An 18,878-nucleotide genomic window follows, 5' to 3' on the forward strand; every position below is an offset into this window, starting at 1 on the left:
TCCGGCCGCGGTCGGCAGCTTGAGCCACCGATCACAGCCGGACGTACCGACCGGAGCGAGCTCAGGCCTCTCCCGCCACACCACGCAGGAGCAGCGCCTCGGCGAGCACGACCTTGCGCAGCTCGCCCAGGTGCACCGACTCGTTCGGCCCGTGCGCACGCGAGTCCGGGTCCTCCACCCCGGTGACCAGCACGGCCGCCTGCGGGAACGCCTCGAGCAGGTCCGCGATGAACGGGATCGACCCGCCGACGCCGATGTCGACCGGAGCCGTGCCCCACGCCGCCGAAAAGGCGGCGCGGGCCGCACGCATGGCAGCGGAGTCGGCCGGCGCCCCGAACGCCCGGCCCTGCTCGCCGGGAGTCCAGGTGACCCGCGCACCGAACGGTGCGTGCGCCTCGAGGTGGGCCCGCAGCGCGTCCTCGGCAGCCTGCGGCTCGGTCCCGGGCGGGATGCGGACCGAGACCTTCGCCGCACAACGCGGGGCGAGCGTGTTCGAGGCGTGCGCCACCGAGGTCGCGTCGATGCCGATGACCGCGATCGCGGGCTTGGTCCACAGCCGTCCCGCGATCGTCCCGGTGCCGGCGAGCTCGACACCGTCGAGCACGGATGCGTCGCCGCGGAAGTCCGCCTCGGCGTAGTCGACCTCCGGCTCGCCCGCGCTGGCCAGACCGGCGACCGCGACGTTCCCCGCGTCGTCGTGCAGCGTGGCGACCAGACGGGCGAGGAGCACGTTCGCATCCAGGACCGGGCCGCCGAACATGCCGGAGTGCACCGCGTGGTCCAGCACCTCGACCGTCACGACGCCGTCCACCAGCCCGCGCAGCGACGTGGTCAGCGCCGGCACCCCGACCTTCCAGTTCGTCGAGTCCGCCACCACGATGACGTCGGCGGCGAGCAGGTCGCGGTGGTCGGCGAGGAACTGCGCGAAGCTCGGCGAACCGGCTTCTTCCTCGCCCTCGACGAAGACGGTCACCCCGACACCCGGCTCCTCGCCCAGGGCGGTCAGCGCGCGCAGCGCGCCCACGTGGGCCATGAGACCGGCCTTGTCGTCGGCGGCGCCGCGGCCGAACAGCCGTTCACCGACCTGCGTCGGCTCGAACGGGTCGGTCTCCCAGGTCGCGGCGTCCCCGGGCGGCTGGACGTCGTGGTGGGCGTACAGCAGCACGGTCGGCTCGCCCTCGCGCGCCGGACGGCGGGCGACCACGGCGGGAGCGCCGGGCTCGCCGTCGGGGCGGGCCGAGCGCAGCACGCGCACGTACGGCAGCCCGACGCCGCGCAGCAGGTCGGCCACGGCCTCGGCGCTGACTGCGACATGTGCCTGGTCGAAGGCCGCCGCGGAGACGCTCGGGATCCGGACCAGGGCCTCGAGGTCCGCCTGGATGGCAGGGAACAGCTCGTCGACGCGGGCGCGCAGGGCGGCCACGTCCGTCTCGGTGTGGTTCACCCCTCCACGCTACCGGGGCGTCACGGCACGGCCCCGCGCTCGACTACCCTGGTGGCGTGATCTTCCGCAAGCCTGACACCGCCGACTCCGCTGGCACCGGTTCGTCCGACAGCCCGTCCGTCGCAGACCCTGCGATCACGCCCGCGGGCAAGGGCCGGCCGACGCCCAAGCGGCGTGAGGCCGCGGCGAAGAACCAGCGACCCCTGGTCCCCAACGACCGCAAGGCGGCGCGTCAGGCCAGCAAGGCGAAGATGCGCGAGGATCGCAACCGCGAGTACAAGGCCATGCAGACCGGTGACGAGCGGTTCATGCCGGCCCGCGACAAGGGTCCGGTGCGCCGCTACGTGCGCGACCACGTCGACGCGCGCTGGAACCTCGGCGAGTTCTTCCTCCCGGTCGCGTTCCTCTTCATCTTCCTCAACCTGCTCGTGATGCAGAGCCCGACCCTCGGCGTGCTCGTACTGCTCGGCCTGTACGCGGTCGTGCTCGTCACCCTGCTCGACGCCGTCATCATGTGGCAGCGCCTCAAGCGCAGGCTCCGCGACAAGTTCGGCACCGTGGGCGCTGACGGGACCAAGACCTACGAGGTGCCGCGCGGGACGATGATGTACGCGGTGATGCGCGCGTTCCAGCTCCGGCGCTCCCGGCTGCCCAAGCCGATGCACAAGAAGCACGGTGTCTGGCCGGAGTGACGCCATCGTAGGGTGAGGCGCATGGTCAACTACCGGTACCTCGGCAACAGCGGTCTCAAGATCACCGAGATCACCTACGGCAACTGGCTCACCCACGGCTCACAGGTCGAGAACGACGTCGCCACGCAGTGCGTGCACGCCGCGCTCGACGCCGGCATCACCTCGTTCGACACGGCGGACGTCTACGCGAACACAAAGGCCGAGACTGTCCTCGGCGAGGCGCTGAAGGGCCAGCGGCGCGAGTCGCTCGAGATCTTCACCAAGGTCTACTGGCCCACCGGCCCCGGCGGCCCGAACGACACGGGGCTGTCGCGCAAGCACGTCATGGAGTCGATCAACGGCTCGCTCCAGCGGCTCGGCACGGACTACGTCGACCTCTACCAGGCGCACCGCTACGACGTCGAGACCCCGCTCGAGGAGACGATGCAGGCGTTCGCCGACATCGTCCGCCAGGGCAAGGCCCTCTACATCGGCGTCAGCGAGTGGACCGCCGACCAGATCCGCGCCGGTGCGAAGCTGGCCCAGGAGCTCGGCTTCCAGCTCATCAGCTCCCAGCCGCAGTACTCGATGCTCTGGCGGGTCATCGAGAACGAGGTCGTCCCCGCCTCCCAGGAGGTCGGCATCTCCCAGATCGTCTGGTCGCCGATCGCCCAGGGCGTGCTGTCCGGCAAGTACGTGCCGGGCCAGGAGCTCCCCGCCGGGTCCCGCGCCACCGACACCAAGGGCGGCGCCAGGATGATCGAGCGCTTCATGCGTGACGACGTGCTCGAGCGGGTCCAGGGCCTGAAGCCCGTGGCCGAGGAGCTCGACCTGTCGATGGCGCAGCTCGCCATCGCCTGGGTGCTGCAGAACGACAACGTGGCCGCGGCCCTCGTGGGCGCCTCCCGCCCGGAGCAGGTGGCGGAGAACGTCAAGGCGTCCGGGGTGGAGATCCCGGCCGAGCTCATGGCGAAGATCGACGACGTCCTGGGCGACGTCGTCGAGCGTGACCCGGGCAAGACCTTCGAGGGGATGCCGAAGTCACGCGTCGCCTGACACCCGGCACCGCTGCGCGAGCGTCTCTGTCCGTCAGGAATCAGGTCCTGATTCCTGACGGACAGAGACGCTCCTCCGCGTTTACCGGGTCTCAGAGGGTCCGGCCGCGCTCGCCGAACGAGTCCAGCGCACGGGCGATCTCGCGGGCACGGCGGCGCAGGCGCTCCTCGGTCTCCGACGGCGTCGCCCCGGCCAACGGCGGCACCCCGGGCTTCGCCGAGATCGCCGGGCGCGCGGCGAGCCCGCTCGGGACGAGCCACCGCCAGCGTGCGGCGGCCTGCACCACGACGCCGACGCCGAGCGCGAACGCGATCGTCGCCCAGCCGAGCGTGCCCCCGAGCAGCCAGCCGACGGCCACGACCGACACCTCGATGCCGGTCTTGATCGCGCGCACGGACCAGCCGGTGCGGGCCACCAGCCCGGTCATCAGGCCGTCACGCGGGCCCGGGCCCAGGCGGACCCCCACGTAGGCCGCGGTGGCCACCCCGTTGAGGACGATGCCACCGAGGGCGAGCAGCACCCTGCCGGCCGTCCCCGGCTCGGGCACCAGGGTCTCGAGGACCCACAGGCTCGGCTCGATCGCGACGGCGATGATGGCGATGTTCGCGACCGTCCCGACCCCGGGCCGCTGCCGCAGCGGAACCCACGCCGCCAGGACGAGCACCGAGGTCAGGGCGACGACGATGCCGAAGGACCACCCCGTGGTGCGGACGACGCCCTGGTGCAGCACGTCCCACGGCATACCGCCCTGCCCGGCGTGCAGCAGCATCGCCATGGAGAACGTGAAGGCGAGCAGGCCGAGGACGAGCTGCACGCCTCGCCGTGCCGGGCCCAGGGCACGCGCCGGTGCTGCCGTCGAGGGCACCATCGGGACGGACGGAGCGGTGGCGGTCGAGGTGTCGGTCATGACGCCACCATCGCCCGCAATGGCCTTGCATTCCATAGCCAATGAGAGAAGAGTGGCCGTATGAGCCTGGCCACCCCGACCACCACGGCCGTCCGGAGCCTGTCCGCCCCGGCCGCGTCGCGGCTGCTGGGCGCGTGGCACACGTCCGGCCCCGCCTACCTCGCGCTGGCCGACGCCCTGCGCTCCGCCGTCCTGTCCGGGTCGCTGGCCCCGCTGACCCGGCTGCCCAGCGAGCGCGAGCTGGCCCGGACCCTCGGCCTGTCCCGGACGACGACGTCGGCCGCCTACGCCCGGCTGCGCGAGCTCGGGTTCGCCACCAGCCAGGTCGGGTCGGGCACGGTCGCGATCCTGCCCCGCTCGGCCGGCCTGCCCGTCCGGCCGCAGTCACCGGCCGGCGACGGCCCGCTGCCGCCCCTGTCCGACACGTCCGGGCCGATCGAGATGTCGCAGGCCACGCCGTCCGCCCCCGATGCGCTGCACGGCGCCTACGAGCGCGCCCTCGAGATGCTGCCCGCCTACCTCGGCACCGGCGGCTACGCCCACCTCGGGCTCGACGTGCTGCGCGAGGCCATCGCGAACCGGTACGCGGCCCGGGGTGTGCCCACCACACCGGACCAGGTGCTCGTGACCACCGGCGGGCAGCAGGCCATCGCGCTCCTCGCCACCACGCTCGTGGGCCGCACCGAGCCCGTGGTCGTCGAGTCCCCCACCTACTACCACGCCATCGAGGCGCTGCAGCGTGCCGGTGCCCGGGTGATCGGGGTCCCCACGGGCGACGTCGAGTCGCTGGCCTCCGCCGTGCACCGCACCCGGGCGCGGCTGGCATACCTCGTCCCCGACTTCCACAACCCCACGGGCCGTACCCTCAGCGCGGACGAACGCGCCGCCGTCGCGCACCTGACCGGGCGCTACGGCGTGACGGTCGTGGGCGACGAGACGCTCACCGACCTCGACCTCGACGGCGGCACCGTGCCCGGCCCGTTCTGCGGCGACGGGACCGACGCCCGGCTGGTCTCCGTGGGTTCGGCCTCCAAGTCGTTCTGGGGCGGGATCCGCATCGGCTGGGTACGCGCGGATCCCCAGCTCGTGCAACGCCTCGCCCGGACACGCCAGGCGCTCGACATCGCCACGCCCGTGCTCGAGCAGCTCACCGTCGTCGAGCTGCTGGCACGCCGCGACGAGATCCTGCCTGCTCGCGTGGCCGGGTTGCGGGAACGCCGCGACCTCCTCGTCGGGCTCGTCCGGGACCGCTTCCCGGAGTGGGACGTCCCGGTACCGCCCGGCGGGCTCTGCCTCTGGACCGGTATCGGACGCCCCGTAGCCCAGGCGCTGGCGGCCGCCGCCGTCGCGGAAGGACTGCGGATCGGCGCCGGGCCGCAGTTCACCCCGGACGGTTCGGCGCGCGACCGGATCCGTCTGATCTACACCGGCACGCCGGAGAAGCTCACCGCAGCCGTCGACCGGCTGGCGAACGCCTGGCAGCGCGTCACCCGCTGACGACGCCGCAGCCCGTCAGGGGATGTCAGGGGACCCGGAGCTCGATCGCCGGTGTCGCCTGAGCGCCGTCGTGCAGCAGAGTCGCCACGACGGCCCCGGACCCCGCGAGCTGGCGCCAGTGCTCCCCGAGCCACTGCTCGGCGTCGTACTGAGCGGTGAACACCGGGCTCAGCGACGGCTCGAGGCGCCGGCCGGTGTCGTCCTCGAGCGCCCACTCCCACCGTGGCCGGATCATGCGACACGCCCCGCGCTCACGGATCCCGCCGACCGGGTCAGGGCCCGGTTGAGACGGGACGGCCACAGCGGCCCCTCGTACACGAGCGACGTGTAGCCCTGCACCAGGTCGGCGCCCGCCCGCAGGTACGCCCGCACGTCGTCCGCACAGGTCACTCCGCCGACACCGATGACGACCGGGTCGGGGCCCAGCCGCGCTCGCAGGCGGGCCACGACCTCCAGCCCTCGGGGCAGCAGCATCGGGCCGGAGAGGCCACCGGGGCCGCGATCGTGCCCGATCGTCGTGTTGACCGCCACGACGCCGTCGAGCCCGAGCTCGCCGGCGAGGTCGGCGACCGCGTCGACGTCCGCATCGGCCAGGTCGGGGGCGATCTTCACCAGCAGCGGTGTGCGGCGGACCCCGGCCACCGAGGTCGCCTCGTCCGCGGCCTCCCGCGCCGCCGCCAGGATCGGGCGCAGCTCCTCCGTGGTCTGCAGGTCCCGCAGGCCCGGCGTGTTGGGCGACGAGACGTTGACCACCAGGTAGTCGGCGTGCGGTGCGAGCAACCGGGCACAGGTGGCGTAGTCCTGAGCCGCCTGCTCGGCCGGCGTGGTCTTGTTCTTGCCGATGTTGACGCCGACGACGGCGGCACGCCCGGCCGCGGTCGCGCGCAGCCGCCGCAGCCGCTCGGCCATCTCGAGGGCGCCGTCGTTGTTGAAGCCCATGCGGTTGCGCACGCCGTGGACGTCGAGCTCGCGCCACATACGCGGCGCCTCGTTGCCGGGCTGCGGTCGCGGCGTGACGGTGCCGACCTCGACGAAACCGAAGCCGAGCATTGTCAGCCCGCGCACCGCGCGGGCGTTCTTGTCGAAGCCGCCGGCCAGCCCGAAGGGCGCCGGGACCGTCCGGCCGAGCACCTCGACGCTGCCCGGCCCGCCCGCGCCCCGCCCGAGGTACGGCGCCAGCGCGCCCTGCACCACGTCGCGGAGCACGGGCACCCGGCCGGCGGCCTCGATCGCCCGGAACGCGAGCTCGTGCGCCCGCTCGGGGTCCATGCGGCGAAAGACGCCGTGGAAGAGCAGGGAGTACGGGGTCATCGGGCCTCCGTCGATTCGTCCGGCGAGGTCACGCGTGCATGCTGTCCTGGGCGAGTGTGCCAGAGCCACCACAGACCGACGAAGGGCAGCACGAGCGGGACGTATCCGTAGCCCTGCCCGAACGCCGACCAGACCGTGGCCTCGTCGAAGAGCCCTGGGACGACGACCGAGAGCGTTCCGACCACGATCACCCCCGTCGCCTCCACCGCCACGGCGCACCAGGCGACCGCACGCCACCGACCACGCCCGCCACGGGCGAGGGCGATCGTCGCCACGGCGTAGACGCCCGCCGCGAGCAGCGACAAGAGGTACGCCAGCGGTGCCTCGTCGAGCTTGGTCGCGACCTGGTACGCCGACCGGCCGATCGCCGCGAACGCCAGGATGCCGTACACCGCCACGAGCAGGCGGCCGAAACCGTGCGCCGTCGTACCGGCGCCGGGTGCCGTCGCCATCAACTACCTCCCCAGACGATCCAGAGCCGCCACTGCAGGAAGGCCACCGTCAGCGAGGCGACGCAGAGCACCACCGAGGACCACCGTGTGCGCTCGGCGAACGCCCACGCGGCCGCGATCGGCAGCAGCAGCGCAGCAGTGAGCAGGTATCCCCAGAAGAGCGGGCCGTCGACCTCGTGGCCGCCTGCCTGGAGCACCCCGGCGACGACGGCCTGGACGACGAGCACCGCCTCGACCGCACCCGCCGCGAACAGCTGTCGCAGGATCACGGCCCGGTCGCGTGCCGCGAACCAGGCCGCCCACCCCGCGAGCGCCGCACACAGGGCGACGGCGAGGACGAACAGGGGAAGAACCACGCCCGCAGACTACCGGCTCGTACCGGGGGCACACGCGTGCGCCGCCGCGTTAACCTGGTCCGCGTGGCTGACCTCACCCTGACCGGCAAGAAACCGTCCACCATCACTGCCGACGCGCTCGTCGTCGGGACCTGTTCCACCTCCGACGGCGTCGCCGTCGTGGCGGACCAGCTCCCCGGCAAGCTCGTCGAGCATATCGAGTCGCTGGCTCCGCGGCTCGGCATCACCGGTGCGCTCCAGGAGGTGCGCACAGTACCGGCCGGCGACGGCGTCGCCGCCGACGTCCTCGTCCTGACAGGCCTCGGCGAGCGGGAGGCCGACGGCACGTTCGACCGCGAGACCCTGCGGACCGCCGCGGGCGCCGCGGTGCGGTCCCTGGCGGGTTCCGCCGATGCGGTGGTGGCCCTGCCCGTCGTCGACGAGGCCGAGCTCGGTGCCGTCGTCGAGGGCGCACTGCTCGGCGCCTACGCCTACACCCCGTACCGCGACGAGAAGTCCGCCACGAAGCTGACGCCCGTCGCCCACCTGCAGGTCGCGACGAGCTTCTCGCGCTCGGCGCGCGCCAAGGCGGCCGTCGAGCGCGCGAAGGTGCTCGCCGCGGCGGTGCACGGCACACGTGACCTCGTGAACGCCCCGCCGAACGACCTGTTCCCGGCGGCGTTCGCCGACGCCGCCAAGGCGGCCGTCAAGGAGCTCGGCGCCAAGGGAGTCAAGGTGACCGTGCTCGACGACAAGCAGCTCGTCGCCGGCGGCTACGGCGGGATCGCCGGCGTCGGTCAGGGCTCGTCGCGCGGACCCCGCCTGGTCAAGCTGACCTATGCGCCGCCGAAGGCGACCAGCAGGGTCGCGATCGTCGGCAAGGGGATCACCTTCGACACCGGCGGCATCTCCCTCAAGCCTCCGGCCGGCATGCTGACCATGAAGTCGGACATGGCCGGGGCCGCCGCCGTGCTGCACACGGTCGTCGCGGCCGCCCGCCTGGGCCTGCCCGTCGCGGTGACCGGCTACCTGTGCCTCGCCGAGAACATGCCCAGCTCCACCGCGCAGCGCCCGTCGGACGTCGTCACGATGCGTGGCGGCAAGACGGTCGAGATCACGAACACGGACGCCGAGGGCCGCCTCGTCATGGCCGACGGGCTCGTGTCCGCGGTGGAGGACGGGCACGACGCCGTCCTGGACATCGCCACCCTGACGGGAGCGCAGGTGGTGGCGCTCGGCAACCGGACCTCCGCCGTGATGGGTTCCGACGACGTGCGCGACGAGGTCAAGGCTGCCGCCGACGCGACCGGCGAGCCGTTCTGGCCGATGCCGCTGCCCGCCGAGCTGAAGGCCGGGCTGAAGTCGCCCGTCGCCGACATGGTCAACGCCGCCTCGGACCGTGCCGGCGGCATGCTGTTCGCCGGCCACTTCCTGGCCGAGTTCGTCGGGGACACCCCGTGGGCGCACCTCGACATCGCGGGCCCCTCGTACAACGAGAAGGCTCCGTTCGGCTACACGCCCGTCGGCGGTACCGGAGTCGGTGTGCGGACGCTCCTCGGTTTCCTGGAGGGCCGCGCGGGCGCTGCCTGATCCCGCTCCGCCGTCCGGCACGGGTCTCCCGTGCCGGACGGCGGCGCCCGGCCACCGAGGTTCAGCCGCGCTTGCGCTGGGCGCGCTGCGCCGAGTTCCAGTCCCGCATCCGCTGCGGGTAGCCCGTGAAGCGCACGTTGTAGACGGGTACCCCGAGCGACCGGGCGACGTCGAAGCCGGTGCGCTCGTCCGGCACGCGGCGGCGGGTCCACTCCCCCGTGGTCGCCACGAGAAGCACCGTGGCAGGGGTCTGGGCGTTGGGCGGCTCGACGTAGGCCTCCACCCCCACCCGGGAACCGACGAACTCCTGGAGGTGGCCCACGGCAGCGGAACGCCCTCCTCCGGACGGTGCTGCACTGGACGACGGTGCGGAACGCCCGAGAAGGCGGTTCATCGCAGACCTCAACGACATGTCGCGAGACTACCTCCGCTCGCTGAGGGTGAGCACGGTCACCACCGAGGCGACATCCAGGGTGCCGAACGACACAAAACCTCCCGTCCCGTGCCAGATGTACCGAGCGTCACAGTTCTCACGGGGCGACCCCGATTGGGGACGAACCCCAGGTAGTGACAAGATGAGGCCCAGTGACCCAGGAACGCGGCAACCGGAGAGGTTTCGACCGGAACACCGGTCGACCGGCCTCGGCACGTCGCCTGACCCACTGATCGAAGGAGACTCCACAGGTCATGTCTGAGAACGTGCAGCTGCCGGCACTCGGCGAGTCCGTCACCGAAGGCACCGTCACCCGCTGGCTGAAGTCCGTCGGTGACACCGTGGAGGTCGACGAGCCCTTGCTCGAGGTCTCCACCGACAAGGTCGACACCGAGATCCCCTCCCCCGTCGCAGGGGTCCTGGAGCAGATCCTCGCCGAGGAGGACGAGACGGTCGAGGTCGGTGCCACGCTCGCCGTCATCGGCGACGGCTCGGGTAGTGGCGGCTCCGCCGCGCCGGCCGAGTCTGCTCCCGAGCCCGAGGCCGAGAAGCCCGCCGAGCCCGAGCCCGAGGCCGAGAAGCCCGCCGAGCCGGAGCCCGCCGCCGAGGCGTCCCCCGAGAAGCCTGCCGACGACGCCCCGCAGTCCGGTGGTGGCGAGGGCACCGAGGTGACCCTCCCCGCGCTGGGCGAGTCCGTCACCGAGGGCACCGTCACGCGGTGGCTCAAGGAGGTCGGGGACTCCGTCGAGGTCGACGAGCCCCTGCTCGAGGTCTCCACCGACAAGGTCGACACCGAGATCCCCTCCCCCGTGGCCGGGACGCTCCAGAAGATCGTCGTGGACGAGGACGAGACGGTCGAGGTCGGCGCGGTGCTCGCGCTCGTCGGCTCCGGCGCCGCCCCCGCCGAGAAGTCCGAGCCGGAGCCCGCCAAGGCGCCCGAGCCGGTCGGCGCCCCCGAGCCCGCCCCGGCGAAGGCCGCGGACTCCGCTCCGGCCGCGTCCCCGGCGCCTGCGCCGGCCGCCGCGACGCCGGAGCCCGCCCCGGCCGCATCTCCGGCGCCCGCGCCGGCGAAGTCCTCCGAGTCCCCGGCAGCACCTGCCGCCGGCAAGGGCTCGTACCTGACGCCGCTGGTGCGCAAGCTCGCCGCGGAGAAGGGCGTGGACGTCTCGTCGATCGAGGGCACCGGTGTCGGCGGTCGTGTCCGCAAGGAGGACGTGCTGGCCGCTGCCGAAAAGGCTGCGGCTCCTGCGCCCGCCCCGGCCGCATCGGGCTCCCCTGCACCGGCCCCGAAGAAGCCGACCGTCCCTGAGGTCTCCCCGCTGCGCGGCACGACCGAGAAGATGTCGCGGCTGCGCAAGGTCGTCGCGGAGCGCATGCTCGAGGCCACGCAGACGCAGGCCCAGCTCACCACGGTGGTGGAGGTCGACGTCACCAGGGTCGCCACGCTCCGTGCGAAGGCCAAGGCCGGCTTCAAGGCGCGTGAAGGCGCGAACCTGACGTTCCTGCCCTTCTACACGCTCGCCGCGGTCGAGGCGCTCAAGGCGTTCCCGAAGATCAACGCCTCGATCGACACCGACAAGGGCGAGATCACGTACCACAGCTCGGAGAACGTCGGCCTGGCCGTCGACACCGAGCGCGGCCTCATCGTGCCGGTGATCAAGAACGCGGGTGACCTGAACCTGGCCGGCATCGCCCGCCAGATCGGCGACCTCGCGGCCCGCACGCGGGACAACAAGGTAGGCCCGGACGACTTGAGCGGTGCCACGTTCACCATCACGAACACCGGTTCCGGCGGGGCGCTCATCGACACCCCGATCGTCCCGGTCGGCCAGGTCGCGATCCTGGGCACCGGCACGATCACCAAGCGGCCCGCCGTCGTGACGGGGCCGGACGGTGAGGAGAGCATCGCGATCCGTCAGTTCGCGCACATCTTCCTCTCGTACGACCACCGCCTGGTCGACGGCGCGGACGCCGCCCGCTTCCTCACGGCGATCAAGAACCGTATCGAAGAGGCCGCGTTCGAGTCCGAGGTCGGTCTCTGACGCGAGCCGCACCACCACCGAGGGCGGGTGCCCGCGGGACGAGGTCCACCAGGACTTCGTCGCGCGGCACCCGCCCTCGGTGCGTCACGCCACGTCGGTGACCCGCCAGCCGTCCTCGGTCCAGGCCAGCAGCAGGGTCGCCGTCTGCGGCCCGCTCGCCGGGACCTGTGTGGTCAGACCGTCCACCGTCTGCTCGTGCGCCCCGACGACGTACTCGACAGCCACCTCGGCGGTGCCGGTGCTCGACTGCTCGGTCCGGGTCTCGAGGACCGTCACCTCCACCCCCTGCACCCGGGTCCCCGAGGCCACCGCCTGCTCGAGCCGCTCCGCCGCCGCCGCGTGCGCGGGCGACCCGGCGAGCACGACCTCCTCCAGCGCCTGCGCCTGCGGCTGGGCCAGGAGCTCCACCCGACGGCGCGTGAGCTCGGCCGCCGCGCCCGCCGGGTCGTCACGCTCGGCGACGGGGTCGGCGGAGGCCGCGACGACGGGTTCGGCCGGCGCCGGTGTGGCCGAGGCCTCCACGGCAAGCAGTGCCTGCCGGTCCGGCCCCGGGACCTGCAGCACGACCGCCGTGGCGAGGCCGACACCGGCCAGGACTGCGGCGGCTCCGAGACCGGTACGCACGAGGGCGGACGGGCCCGGCCGGCGAGCGGCCGCCCGTCGCCGGTGCGCGCGACCGCCGCGTCGGGAGGTCTGTGGGGCCCCGCCCGACCCGGCCCGCCGTGCCCTGCGGTGCCGGACTGCCTCGGTGCGCTCCTCGTGCCGGTCGGGCGCGCGGCGGTGACCCAGTGCGGCGGCGGCGAGCATGGCGGGTTCCGGCAGCCGCACGGGCTCGGGGGTCACGGCCTCGTCGACACGCGCCGCCAGGGTTCCTGCCTCGGGCCGCACGCGCGGATCTGCGGCCAGCGCCGCGGCCAGGGCGGCTCGCAGGGCCACGGTCGCGTCCGCGTCGGGAGACCCCACCAGCGAGTCGACGAGCCGCGCGAGACCGTGGACGTCGTCGGCCTCCGCGGGGACCCCCTCCCCGACGGGGAGCGCGAGCCGAGGGCGCAGGCGCGGCGTGCCGTCCAGGGCGACGACGACGTCGGCAGCCTCCAGCGGGCCGTGCACGAGGCCGCTGCTGTGCAGCGCCGCCAGGCCCCGGGCGACGGCCACGGCGATGCCGGCAGCCTCCGACGCCTCGCACCGGCCCCGCACGGCGAGCACGGTCGGCAGGTCGGTCGCCGTGCCCGTCCCGCGCGGCACGACCAGCGCGCCGTCCGGGCTCGGCACGGCGGGCCCGACGGGTTCGAGGCAGGGGTGGTCGATCTCGGCGAGGCGGCTCAGGCGCTCCAGGAGTGCGGCCCGGTCGGTGGCGTCGACGGGGACGGTCAGGGCGTCGTCGGTCTGCACCAGCCCATCGAACACCGAACGGCCGCTGCTCCGCTGCGGTTGTCCACAGGGTTCAGGTCAGAGCGAGATCTGACGTCCCTCCCGCGCTGAGGTACGGGCAGCGTCCAGCACCTCCGCGGTGCGCACGGCGTCGGCCGGGTCGACGGGCGCAGGGGCGTCGCCTGCCAGCCAGGGTGCGAGCGCCCGGTAGAAGTCGGCGTGCGTGCCGGGGCCGGTGGGCACCGGCTCGCGGTCCCGCCCTCGGGTGAGCCAGCCGTGGGAGCCTGCCGGGGCGTCGTCGTCGAACCGTTCGAGCGGGGAGGCGTCCTGCTCGAACGTCGTGACGAGGTAGGCGCCGCCGGTGCCGAGCACGCGTGTGCGCGGGCCGGGCGCTCCGACCACGGAACCAGCCCACAGGCGCGAGACGACGGCGTGCGGGCTGGCGGCGCGGCCACCGCCGGGCTCGTGCGCCAGCACCAAGAACACGTCGTCCTCGGTCGGGGTGGTCAGGGCCCGGGTCTGCGCCCACACGCTGGTGACGCGTCCGAAGAGCTGCGTGGCGGAGTCCACCAGGTGCGGGCCGAGGTCCAGCAGCAGCCCGCCACCGGCGGTGTCGTTCTCCTTCCACCGCTTGCGGGGCACGGGGCGCCACCGCTCCCAGTGCCGCTCGAAGGTGTGGACGTCGCCGAGCTCGCCCCGCTCCAGCAGCGCGGCGAGCGTGCGCTGCTCCGGGTCCCAGCGGCGGTTCTGGAAGACGGTGAACGGCGTGCCCGTCGCAGCCGCTTCGGCGACGACGGCGCGGGCCTCGTGGGCGTCGACGCCGATCGGCTTGTCGAGCACGAACGGGACCCCCGCGCGGGCGAGCTCCGCCGCCTGCTCGGCGTGCAGCGCCGTGGGGCTGGCCAGGACGACGACGTCGTAGCGCGCGCGCAGCTCGATGAGCTCCCCGAGGTCACCGACGAGTCGCGCGGCGGGCCAGTCGCCGGCCGCCTGGTTGCGCCGGCCGGAGTCGCGGGTCAGGACGGCCGTGACGGTGTGACCGGCCTCGGCGGCGAGCCGGGCGTGGATCTCCCGCCCCGCTCCCCCGTACCCGACGATCGCCAGGCGCAGCGGTGGGTGGACCGCCGCCCCGTCGTCCGTCGCGCCGTCGTCCGCCGGTCCGGTCGTGTCCTCGTGAGCCACCATGGGTCCATCGTGCCCGACGCCGGGCCTCGCAGCCGCTCAGCGCGCCGTGTGCCGCGCCAGCCGTGCCGGCCACCACACCCGGTCGCCGATGTCGTGGACCAGCGCGGGGACCAGCAGGCTGCGCACCACGAGCGTGTCGACCAGCACCCCGAACGCCACGATGAACGCGATCTGCGCCAGGAAGAGCAGCGGGATCACGCCGAGCGCAGCGAAGGTCGCCGCCAGGACCACCCCGGCCGAGGTGATCACCGAGCCGGTGACAGCCAGGCCGCGCAGGACGCCTTGCCGCGTCCCGAGGCGCAGGCTCTCCTCGCGCACACGGGTCATGAGGAAGATCGAGTAGTCGACGCCGAGGGCCACCAGGAAGCAGAAGGCGTACAGCGGCACCGAGGGGTCGGCCCCGGGGAAGTCGAAGACGTGGTCGAACACGATGGCCGCGACACCGAGCGCGGCGCCGAAGGACAGGACGTTGGCGGCCATGAGCAGCACCGCGGCCAGCACGGAGCGCAGCAGCACCATGAGGATCAGCAGGATCACGACGAGCACGACCGGCACGATCACCCGCAGGTCGCGCTGACCCGCGAGCTGGGTGTCGAGGCGCTCCGCCGCGGCCCCGCCCACCAACGCGTCGGGCGAGATCTCGTGCACGGCGTCGCGCAGGGCAGCGACGGCTTCGGCGGCCTCCTGGCTGTCGGACGGCGCCGAGGTGGTCACATCGACGCGGACCAGGCCGTCGACGACGAGCGGGTCGCCCTGGGCGGGGGCGCCGGGTGCGGGGGCGGGCTGGTCCGTCACCGGCGCGGCCGCCGTGACGCCGTCGGTGTCCTCGGCCGCCGCAACGACCGCGTCGAGGTCCTCGGCCGCCGCGACGACGGTGACCGGCTGTGCCGACACTCCCTCGAAGTGCCTGGTCAGCGCTTCCTCGCCGTCGACGGAGTCGACCTGCGTGAGGAACACCTCGGAGTCGCCGGTGCCGTCGGCGTCGAACGTCGGCACGAACGCCGCGCCTGCGGCGAGGACCAGTGCGGTGACGATCCACACCGGCCGATCGTGCCGGCCCACGAACGCGGCGATGCGCGACCAGACGCCGTGACCGGCGACGACGACCCGCGTGTCGGCGTCGAACGCCTCGGCCGCCGCGACGATGGCCGGTCGCGGCTCCTCCGCGGCCTCGTCGGCGAGGCGCGGTACGCGCGGCCAGAACACCCAGCGGGCGCGGCGGCCACCGACGAGCAACAGCGCGGGCAGCAGCGTGAGCGCGGACAGGAACGCCGCGACGATGCCGATCGCCGCGACCGGGCCGAGGCTGCGGTTGGAGGACAGGTCGGACAGCAGCAGGCAGAGCAGGCCCGCGACGACGGTCCCGGCACTGGCGGCGATCGGCTCGACCGAGGCACGCACGGCACGGCGCAGCGCCGTGTACGGCGAGATGGTGGCGAGCAGCTCCTCGCGGTAGCGGGCCACGACGAGCAGCGCGTAGTCCACCGACGCCCCGACCACGAGGATCGACAGGATGCCCTGGGACTGACCGTTGAGCGTCAGGACGTCGTTCGCCGCCAGGTGGTAGACGACCAGACCGGCGAGGCACAGCGCGAGGACGGCGTTGAAGATCACCACGAACGGCAGCACCGGCGAGCGGTAGACGAGCGCCAGGATCACCAGCACGGCGCCGAGGGCGACGAGGAGCAGCACGGTGTCGATCGCGCCGAACGCCGCGACGAGGTCCGCCACGAAGCCGGCCGGGCCGGAGACCCAGGCATCCAGGCCGGTGCCGGCGAGGCCGCCGTCGTCGACATCGGCGGACGCGAGGTCACGCAGGGCGTCGACCGCCAGCCTCGAGACGCTGGACTCCTCGGAGCCCACGTCCTGCTGGGCGAGCCCCGCGTCCAGGGAGACGACGACGAGGGCCGCCTGACCGTCGTCGGACGGGACGACGACGGGGTCGGTGATGCTGGCGTCCCCCACGGTGGTCGGCTCGTCGCCGGCGGTGCCCTCCAGCGGGGCGTCGGGCACGGCGTCGGCGAACGCCCGGACGGCGGCGAGCTGGTCCTCGGTGAGCTGGGCGCCGTCGGGCGTCTCGGCGACGACCAGGGCGGGCAGCGACTCGTCGGCGGCGAACCGCTCGGCGAGCGCGGCGGCCTCGGTGGACTCGGCGCTCGCCGGCAGGAACGCCGCCGCGTCGTTCGTCTGGACGCTGCTGAGCTGCCCCTGGGCCTGTCCGCCGAAGGCGCCGATGGCCAGCCAGACGCCGATGGCTGCCAGAATGACCAGACCACGGACGACACCCGTCCACCTATTACTCAGCATGTTGAGCATTCTCTACGCGGAGGGGATCCTGAGCAAGTGACCGACCCCACGAGCGACGAACCGGCCGACTGGCCCACCGGTCGCCTGCTGTTCACCGTCGTGCGCCGCATCGAGCACGAGTGGAACGAGCACCTGGCCGCCTGGGAGCTCAACCACGCCGGGTTCCCGGTGCTGCTGCACCTCGCCGGAGGACCGCGCACCCAGCGCGAGCTGGCCGCGGTCTCCGGCGTCACCGAGCAGACCATGAGCAAGGTCGTGGCCCGGCTCGAGCGGTCCGGCTACGTCACCCGGTCCACCGACCCGGCCGACCGACGCCGTCGGACCGTGACCGTCACCGACGCCGGGCTGAGCGCGGCACGGGAGGCCGGGCGCCGGCAGCCCGCCGAGGACCTCACCCTGCGCGGCCTCGACGAACGCCAGGCGCGCGAGCTGCGCGAGCTGCTCGTGACCATGGTGCGAGCCCAGCGCGCGGGCGAGCCGGCCAGCGAGGAGTAGCCTGCCCGCATGGACGTCGTCACGCTGCCCGGGCTCACCGACTACCGCGAGGGCTGGGACCTGCAACGCCGGACGCACGAAGCCGTGCGCACCGGCGGTCCCGGAGTGACCTATCTGCTCGAGCACGACGACGTCTACACCGCCGGGCGCCGGACCCGGCGGGACGAGTACCCCACGGACGGCACCGAGGTGGTGGACGTCGACCGCGGCGGCAAGATCACCTGGCACGGACCGGGTCAGGTCGTGGCCTACCCGATCGTCGCCCTGCGGTCCCCCGTCGACGTCGTGCGGTACGTGCGCACGCTCGAGACCGCCGTGATGGACGTCTGCGCCACGTTCGGGCTGGACACCGTGCGCGTCGAGGGTCGCTCCGGAGTCTGGTTCGCCGCCGACGACGCGGCGGGCCCAGGACCGGAAGGCCCGGCGCACGACGGCGCGGCGCCGCGGCGTGAGCGCAAGGTGTGCGCCATCGGGGCACGCGTGGCCAAGGGCGTCACCATGCACGGCCTGGCGCTCAACTGCGACCCGGACCTGTCCGCGTTCGACGTGATCGTGCCGTGCGGCATCGACGACGCCGACGTGACCTCGCTGTCCGCGGAGGCCGGCCGTCGCGTGACCGTCGAGGAGGTCCGCCCTCTGCTGGCCTCCTCCCTCGTCGAGCATCTGTCGCCCCTGGTGACGGAACTCACGGTCACCCAGCAAGACATCCGACCCGAGCCCGCGAGGGCCGCCGTAGGCTGAGTGCCGTCTACGAAGGGACCGACGTCGTGACCATCGCACCCGAGGGCCGCCGCATGCTGCGGGTCGAGGCCCGGAATGCCACCACCCCCATCGAGAAGAAGCCCGACTGGATCAAGACCCGCGCGGTCATGGGCCCGGAGTACAAAGAGCTCAAGGGGCTCGTCAAGGGCGGTGGCCTGCACACCGTGTGCGAGGAGGCCGGCTGTCCCAACATCTTCGAGTGCTGGGAGGACCGGGAGGCCACGTTCCTCATCGGCGGTGACCAGTGCACCCGGCGGTGCGACTTCTGCCAGATCGACACGGGCAAGCCGGCGGACTTCGACGCGGACGAGCCGCGTCGCGTCGCCGAGTCGGTCCGGGAGATGGGCCTGAAGTACTCCACGATCACCGGCGTCGCGCGTGACGACCTCGCCGACGGCGGGGCCTGGCTCTACGCCGAGACCGTGCGGCAGATCCACGCGCTGAACCCTGGCACGGGCGTGGAGCTCCTCATCCCGGACTTCAACGCGATCCCGGAGCTGCTCGACGAGGTGAACGACTCCCGCCCCGAGGTGCTCGCGCACAACGTGGAGACCGTGCCGCGCATCTTCAAGCAGATCCGGCCCGCCTTCCGGTACGAGCGGTCGCTGTCGGTGCTGACCCGCGCCCGCGAGGCCGGTCTCGTGACGAAGTCCAACCTGATCCTCGGCATGGGCGAGACCATCGACGAGGTCAAGCAGGCGCTCGAGGACCTGCACGCCGCGGGCTGCGACCTCATCACGATCACGCAGTATCTGCGCCCCTCGCTGCGGCACCACCCCGTCGACCGCTGGGTCCGCCCCGAGGAGTTCGTCGAGCTGAGCGACCATGCCGAGGCGATCGGGTTCCTCGGCGTCATGGCCGGGCCGCTCGTCCGCTCCTCGTACCGTGCGGGGCGCCTGTGGGGGCAGGCCATGACCAAGCGCGGCGAGTCCGTGCCGGCGGCCCTCGCCCACCTCACCGAGCCGACGACGTCGCGCCAGGAGGCCGCGAGCCTCGTGTCCTCCCGGGCCCAGTAGACTC

At 73.4% G+C, this 18,878-nt stretch carries 18 protein-coding genes; 8 read left to right on the plus strand and 10 right to left on the minus strand.

The genetic code is table 11. The features are described from left to right. Positions 1-61: 61 nt before the first annotated feature. The gene (locus PZC42_RS18240) at positions 62-1,444 is read right to left on the minus strand and encodes a dipeptidase (RefSeq protein WP_277213114.1); all 1,383 of its coding nucleotides are present in this window, start codon (positions 1,442-1,444) and stop codon (positions 62-64) included. Positions 1,445-1,500: 56 nt separating this feature from the next. Between PZC42_RS18240 and PZC42_RS18245 the strand changes: the two genes are divergently transcribed. Continuing rightward, entirely contained in the window at positions 1,501-2,136 is a 636-nt protein-coding gene (locus PZC42_RS18245) for a DUF3043 domain-containing protein (protein ID WP_438802974.1), read from the plus strand. Between the two features lie 21 nt (positions 2,137-2,157). Continuing rightward, on the plus strand, positions 2,158-3,171 hold the full coding sequence (locus PZC42_RS18250) for an aldo/keto reductase family protein (protein ID WP_277213116.1): 1,014 nt from the start codon (positions 2,158-2,160) through the stop codon (positions 3,169-3,171). A gap of 91 nt (positions 3,172-3,262) precedes the next feature. On the opposite strand, the gene yczE is transcribed toward PZC42_RS18250, so the two are convergent. After that, complete coding sequence (yczE, locus tag PZC42_RS18255) at positions 3,263-4,078, minus strand: membrane protein YczE (protein ID WP_306575641.1); 816 nt, start codon at positions 4,076-4,078, stop codon at positions 3,263-3,265. Positions 4,079-4,138: 60 nt separating this feature from the next. Here yczE and yczR point away from each other — a divergent pair, with 60 nt between their 5' ends. Then, positions 4,139-5,575: a MocR-like transcription factor YczR gene (gene yczR / locus PZC42_RS18260; RefSeq protein WP_277213118.1), complete on the plus strand. Its 1,437-nt coding sequence runs from the start codon at positions 4,139-4,141 to the stop codon at positions 5,573-5,575. Between the two features lie 25 nt (positions 5,576-5,600). On the opposite strand, the gene PZC42_RS18265 is transcribed toward yczR, so the two are convergent. Genes PZC42_RS18265 through PZC42_RS18280 form a run of 4 tightly spaced genes read right to left on the minus strand, consistent with a single transcriptional unit; the run spans position 5,601 to position 7,694 of the window. Beyond that, the gene (locus PZC42_RS18265) at positions 5,601-5,810 is read right to left on the minus strand and encodes a hypothetical protein (protein WP_277213120.1); all 210 of its coding nucleotides are present in this window, start codon (positions 5,808-5,810) and stop codon (positions 5,601-5,603) included. Beyond that, the gene (locus tag PZC42_RS18270) at positions 5,807-6,886 is read right to left on the minus strand and encodes a quinone-dependent dihydroorotate dehydrogenase (RefSeq protein WP_277213122.1); all 1,080 of its coding nucleotides are present in this window, start codon (positions 6,884-6,886) and stop codon (positions 5,807-5,809) included. The genes PZC42_RS18265 and PZC42_RS18270 overlap by 4 nt, the downstream gene beginning before the upstream one ends. Beyond that, on the minus strand, positions 6,883-7,338 hold the full coding sequence (locus tag PZC42_RS18275) for a hypothetical protein (protein ID WP_277213123.1): 456 nt from the start codon (positions 7,336-7,338) through the stop codon (positions 6,883-6,885). Before PZC42_RS18275 ends, PZC42_RS18270 begins: the two co-directional genes overlap by 4 nt. Further along, positions 7,338-7,694 (minus strand): hypothetical protein, encoded by a 357-nt coding sequence (locus PZC42_RS18280; protein WP_277213124.1) that lies wholly within the window; start codon positions 7,692-7,694, stop codon positions 7,338-7,340. Before PZC42_RS18280 ends, PZC42_RS18275 begins: the two co-directional genes overlap by 1 nt. Before the next feature lie 63 nt (positions 7,695-7,757). On the opposite strand from PZC42_RS18280, the gene PZC42_RS18285 reads away from it, so the two are divergent. Further along, on the plus strand, positions 7,758-9,263 hold the full coding sequence (locus PZC42_RS18285) for a leucyl aminopeptidase (RefSeq protein ID WP_277213126.1): 1,506 nt from the start codon (positions 7,758-7,760) through the stop codon (positions 9,261-9,263). Positions 9,264-9,324: 61 nt separating this feature from the next. On the opposite strand, the gene PZC42_RS18290 is transcribed toward PZC42_RS18285, so the two are convergent. Further along, the gene (locus tag PZC42_RS18290) at positions 9,325-9,585 is read right to left on the minus strand and encodes a hypothetical protein (protein ID WP_306575644.1); all 261 of its coding nucleotides are present in this window, start codon (positions 9,583-9,585) and stop codon (positions 9,325-9,327) included. A gap of 365 nt (positions 9,586-9,950) precedes the next feature. Between PZC42_RS18290 and sucB the strand changes: the two genes are divergently transcribed. Next, positions 9,951-11,738 (plus strand): 2-oxoglutarate dehydrogenase, E2 component, dihydrolipoamide succinyltransferase, encoded by a 1,788-nt coding sequence (gene sucB / locus PZC42_RS18295; RefSeq protein WP_277213128.1) that lies wholly within the window; start codon positions 9,951-9,953, stop codon positions 11,736-11,738. A gap of 84 nt (positions 11,739-11,822) precedes the next feature. Here the strand turns inward: sucB and PZC42_RS18300 are convergent, their stop codons facing one another. From PZC42_RS18300 to PZC42_RS18310, 3 genes are read right to left on the minus strand one after another with little or no spacing between them, the layout of a single operon-like run. Then, a complete protein-coding gene (locus PZC42_RS18300) occupies positions 11,823-13,130 on the minus strand; it encodes a serine/threonine-protein kinase (RefSeq protein WP_277213130.1) in 1,308 nt (435 codons plus the stop codon). Positions 13,131-13,187: 57 nt separating this feature from the next. Next, positions 13,188-14,294, minus strand: coding sequence for a Gfo/Idh/MocA family protein (locus tag PZC42_RS18305; RefSeq protein WP_277213132.1), 1,107 nt, complete (start codon positions 14,292-14,294; stop codon positions 13,188-13,190). 36 nt (positions 14,295-14,330) lie between these two features. Beyond that, entirely contained in the window at positions 14,331-16,610 is a 2,280-nt protein-coding gene (locus PZC42_RS18310; protein ID WP_277213134.1) for an MMPL family transporter, read from the minus strand. Positions 16,611-16,637: 27 nt separating this feature from the next. Between PZC42_RS18310 and PZC42_RS18315 the strand changes: the two genes are divergently transcribed. Genes PZC42_RS18315 through lipA form a run of 3 tightly spaced genes read left to right on the plus strand, consistent with a single transcriptional unit; the run spans position 16,638 to position 18,874 of the window. Further along, the gene (locus tag PZC42_RS18315) at positions 16,638-17,096 is read left to right on the plus strand and encodes a MarR family winged helix-turn-helix transcriptional regulator (protein ID WP_277213136.1); all 459 of its coding nucleotides are present in this window, start codon (positions 16,638-16,640) and stop codon (positions 17,094-17,096) included. A gap of 9 nt (positions 17,097-17,105) precedes the next feature. Further along, entirely contained in the window at positions 17,106-17,837 is a 732-nt protein-coding gene (gene lipB, locus PZC42_RS18320; protein WP_277213138.1) for a lipoyl(octanoyl) transferase LipB, read from the plus strand. A gap of 26 nt (positions 17,838-17,863) precedes the next feature. Beyond that, positions 17,864-18,874: a lipoyl synthase gene (lipA, locus tag PZC42_RS18325; protein ID WP_277213140.1), complete on the plus strand. Its 1,011-nt coding sequence runs from the start codon at positions 17,864-17,866 to the stop codon at positions 18,872-18,874. Positions 18,875-18,878: the final 4 nt, after the last annotated feature.

The sequence above is a fragment of the Isoptericola croceus genome (genome assembly GCF_029382255.1).
In the GTDB taxonomy this organism is placed as follows: Bacteria; Actinomycetota; Actinomycetes; order Actinomycetales; family Cellulomonadaceae; genus Isoptericola; species Isoptericola croceus.

Coding starts and splice junctions, on each gene's coding strand:
- PZC42_RS18250 (WP_277213116.1), top strand. CDS start 2,158: ATGGTCAACTACCGGTACCTCGGCAACAGCGGTCTCAAGATCACCGAG.
- yczE (WP_306575641.1), bottom strand. CDS start 4,078: ATGACCGACACCTCGACCGCCACCGCTCCGTCCGTCCCGATGGTGCCC.
- yczR (WP_277213118.1), top strand. CDS start 4,139: ATGAGCCTGGCCACCCCGACCACCACGGCCGTCCGGAGCCTGTCCGCC.
- PZC42_RS18265 (WP_277213120.1), bottom strand. CDS start 5,810: ATGATCCGGCCACGGTGGGAGTGGGCGCTCGAGGACGACACCGGCCGG.
- PZC42_RS18270 (WP_277213122.1), bottom strand. CDS start 6,886: ATGACCCCGTACTCCCTGCTCTTCCACGGCGTCTTTCGCCGCATGGAC.
- PZC42_RS18275 (WP_277213123.1), bottom strand. CDS start 7,338: ATGGCGACGGCACCCGGCGCCGGTACGACGGCGCACGGTTTCGGCCGC.
- sucB (WP_277213128.1), top strand. CDS start 9,951: ATGTCTGAGAACGTGCAGCTGCCGGCACTCGGCGAGTCCGTCACCGAA.
- PZC42_RS18305 (WP_277213132.1), bottom strand. CDS start 14,294: ATGGTGGCTCACGAGGACACGACCGGACCGGCGGACGACGGCGCGACG.
- PZC42_RS18310 (WP_277213134.1), bottom strand. CDS start 16,610: ATGCTCAACATGCTGAGTAATAGGTGGACGGGTGTCGTCCGTGGTCTG.
- lipB (WP_277213138.1), top strand. CDS start 17,106: ATGGACGTCGTCACGCTGCCCGGGCTCACCGACTACCGCGAGGGCTGG.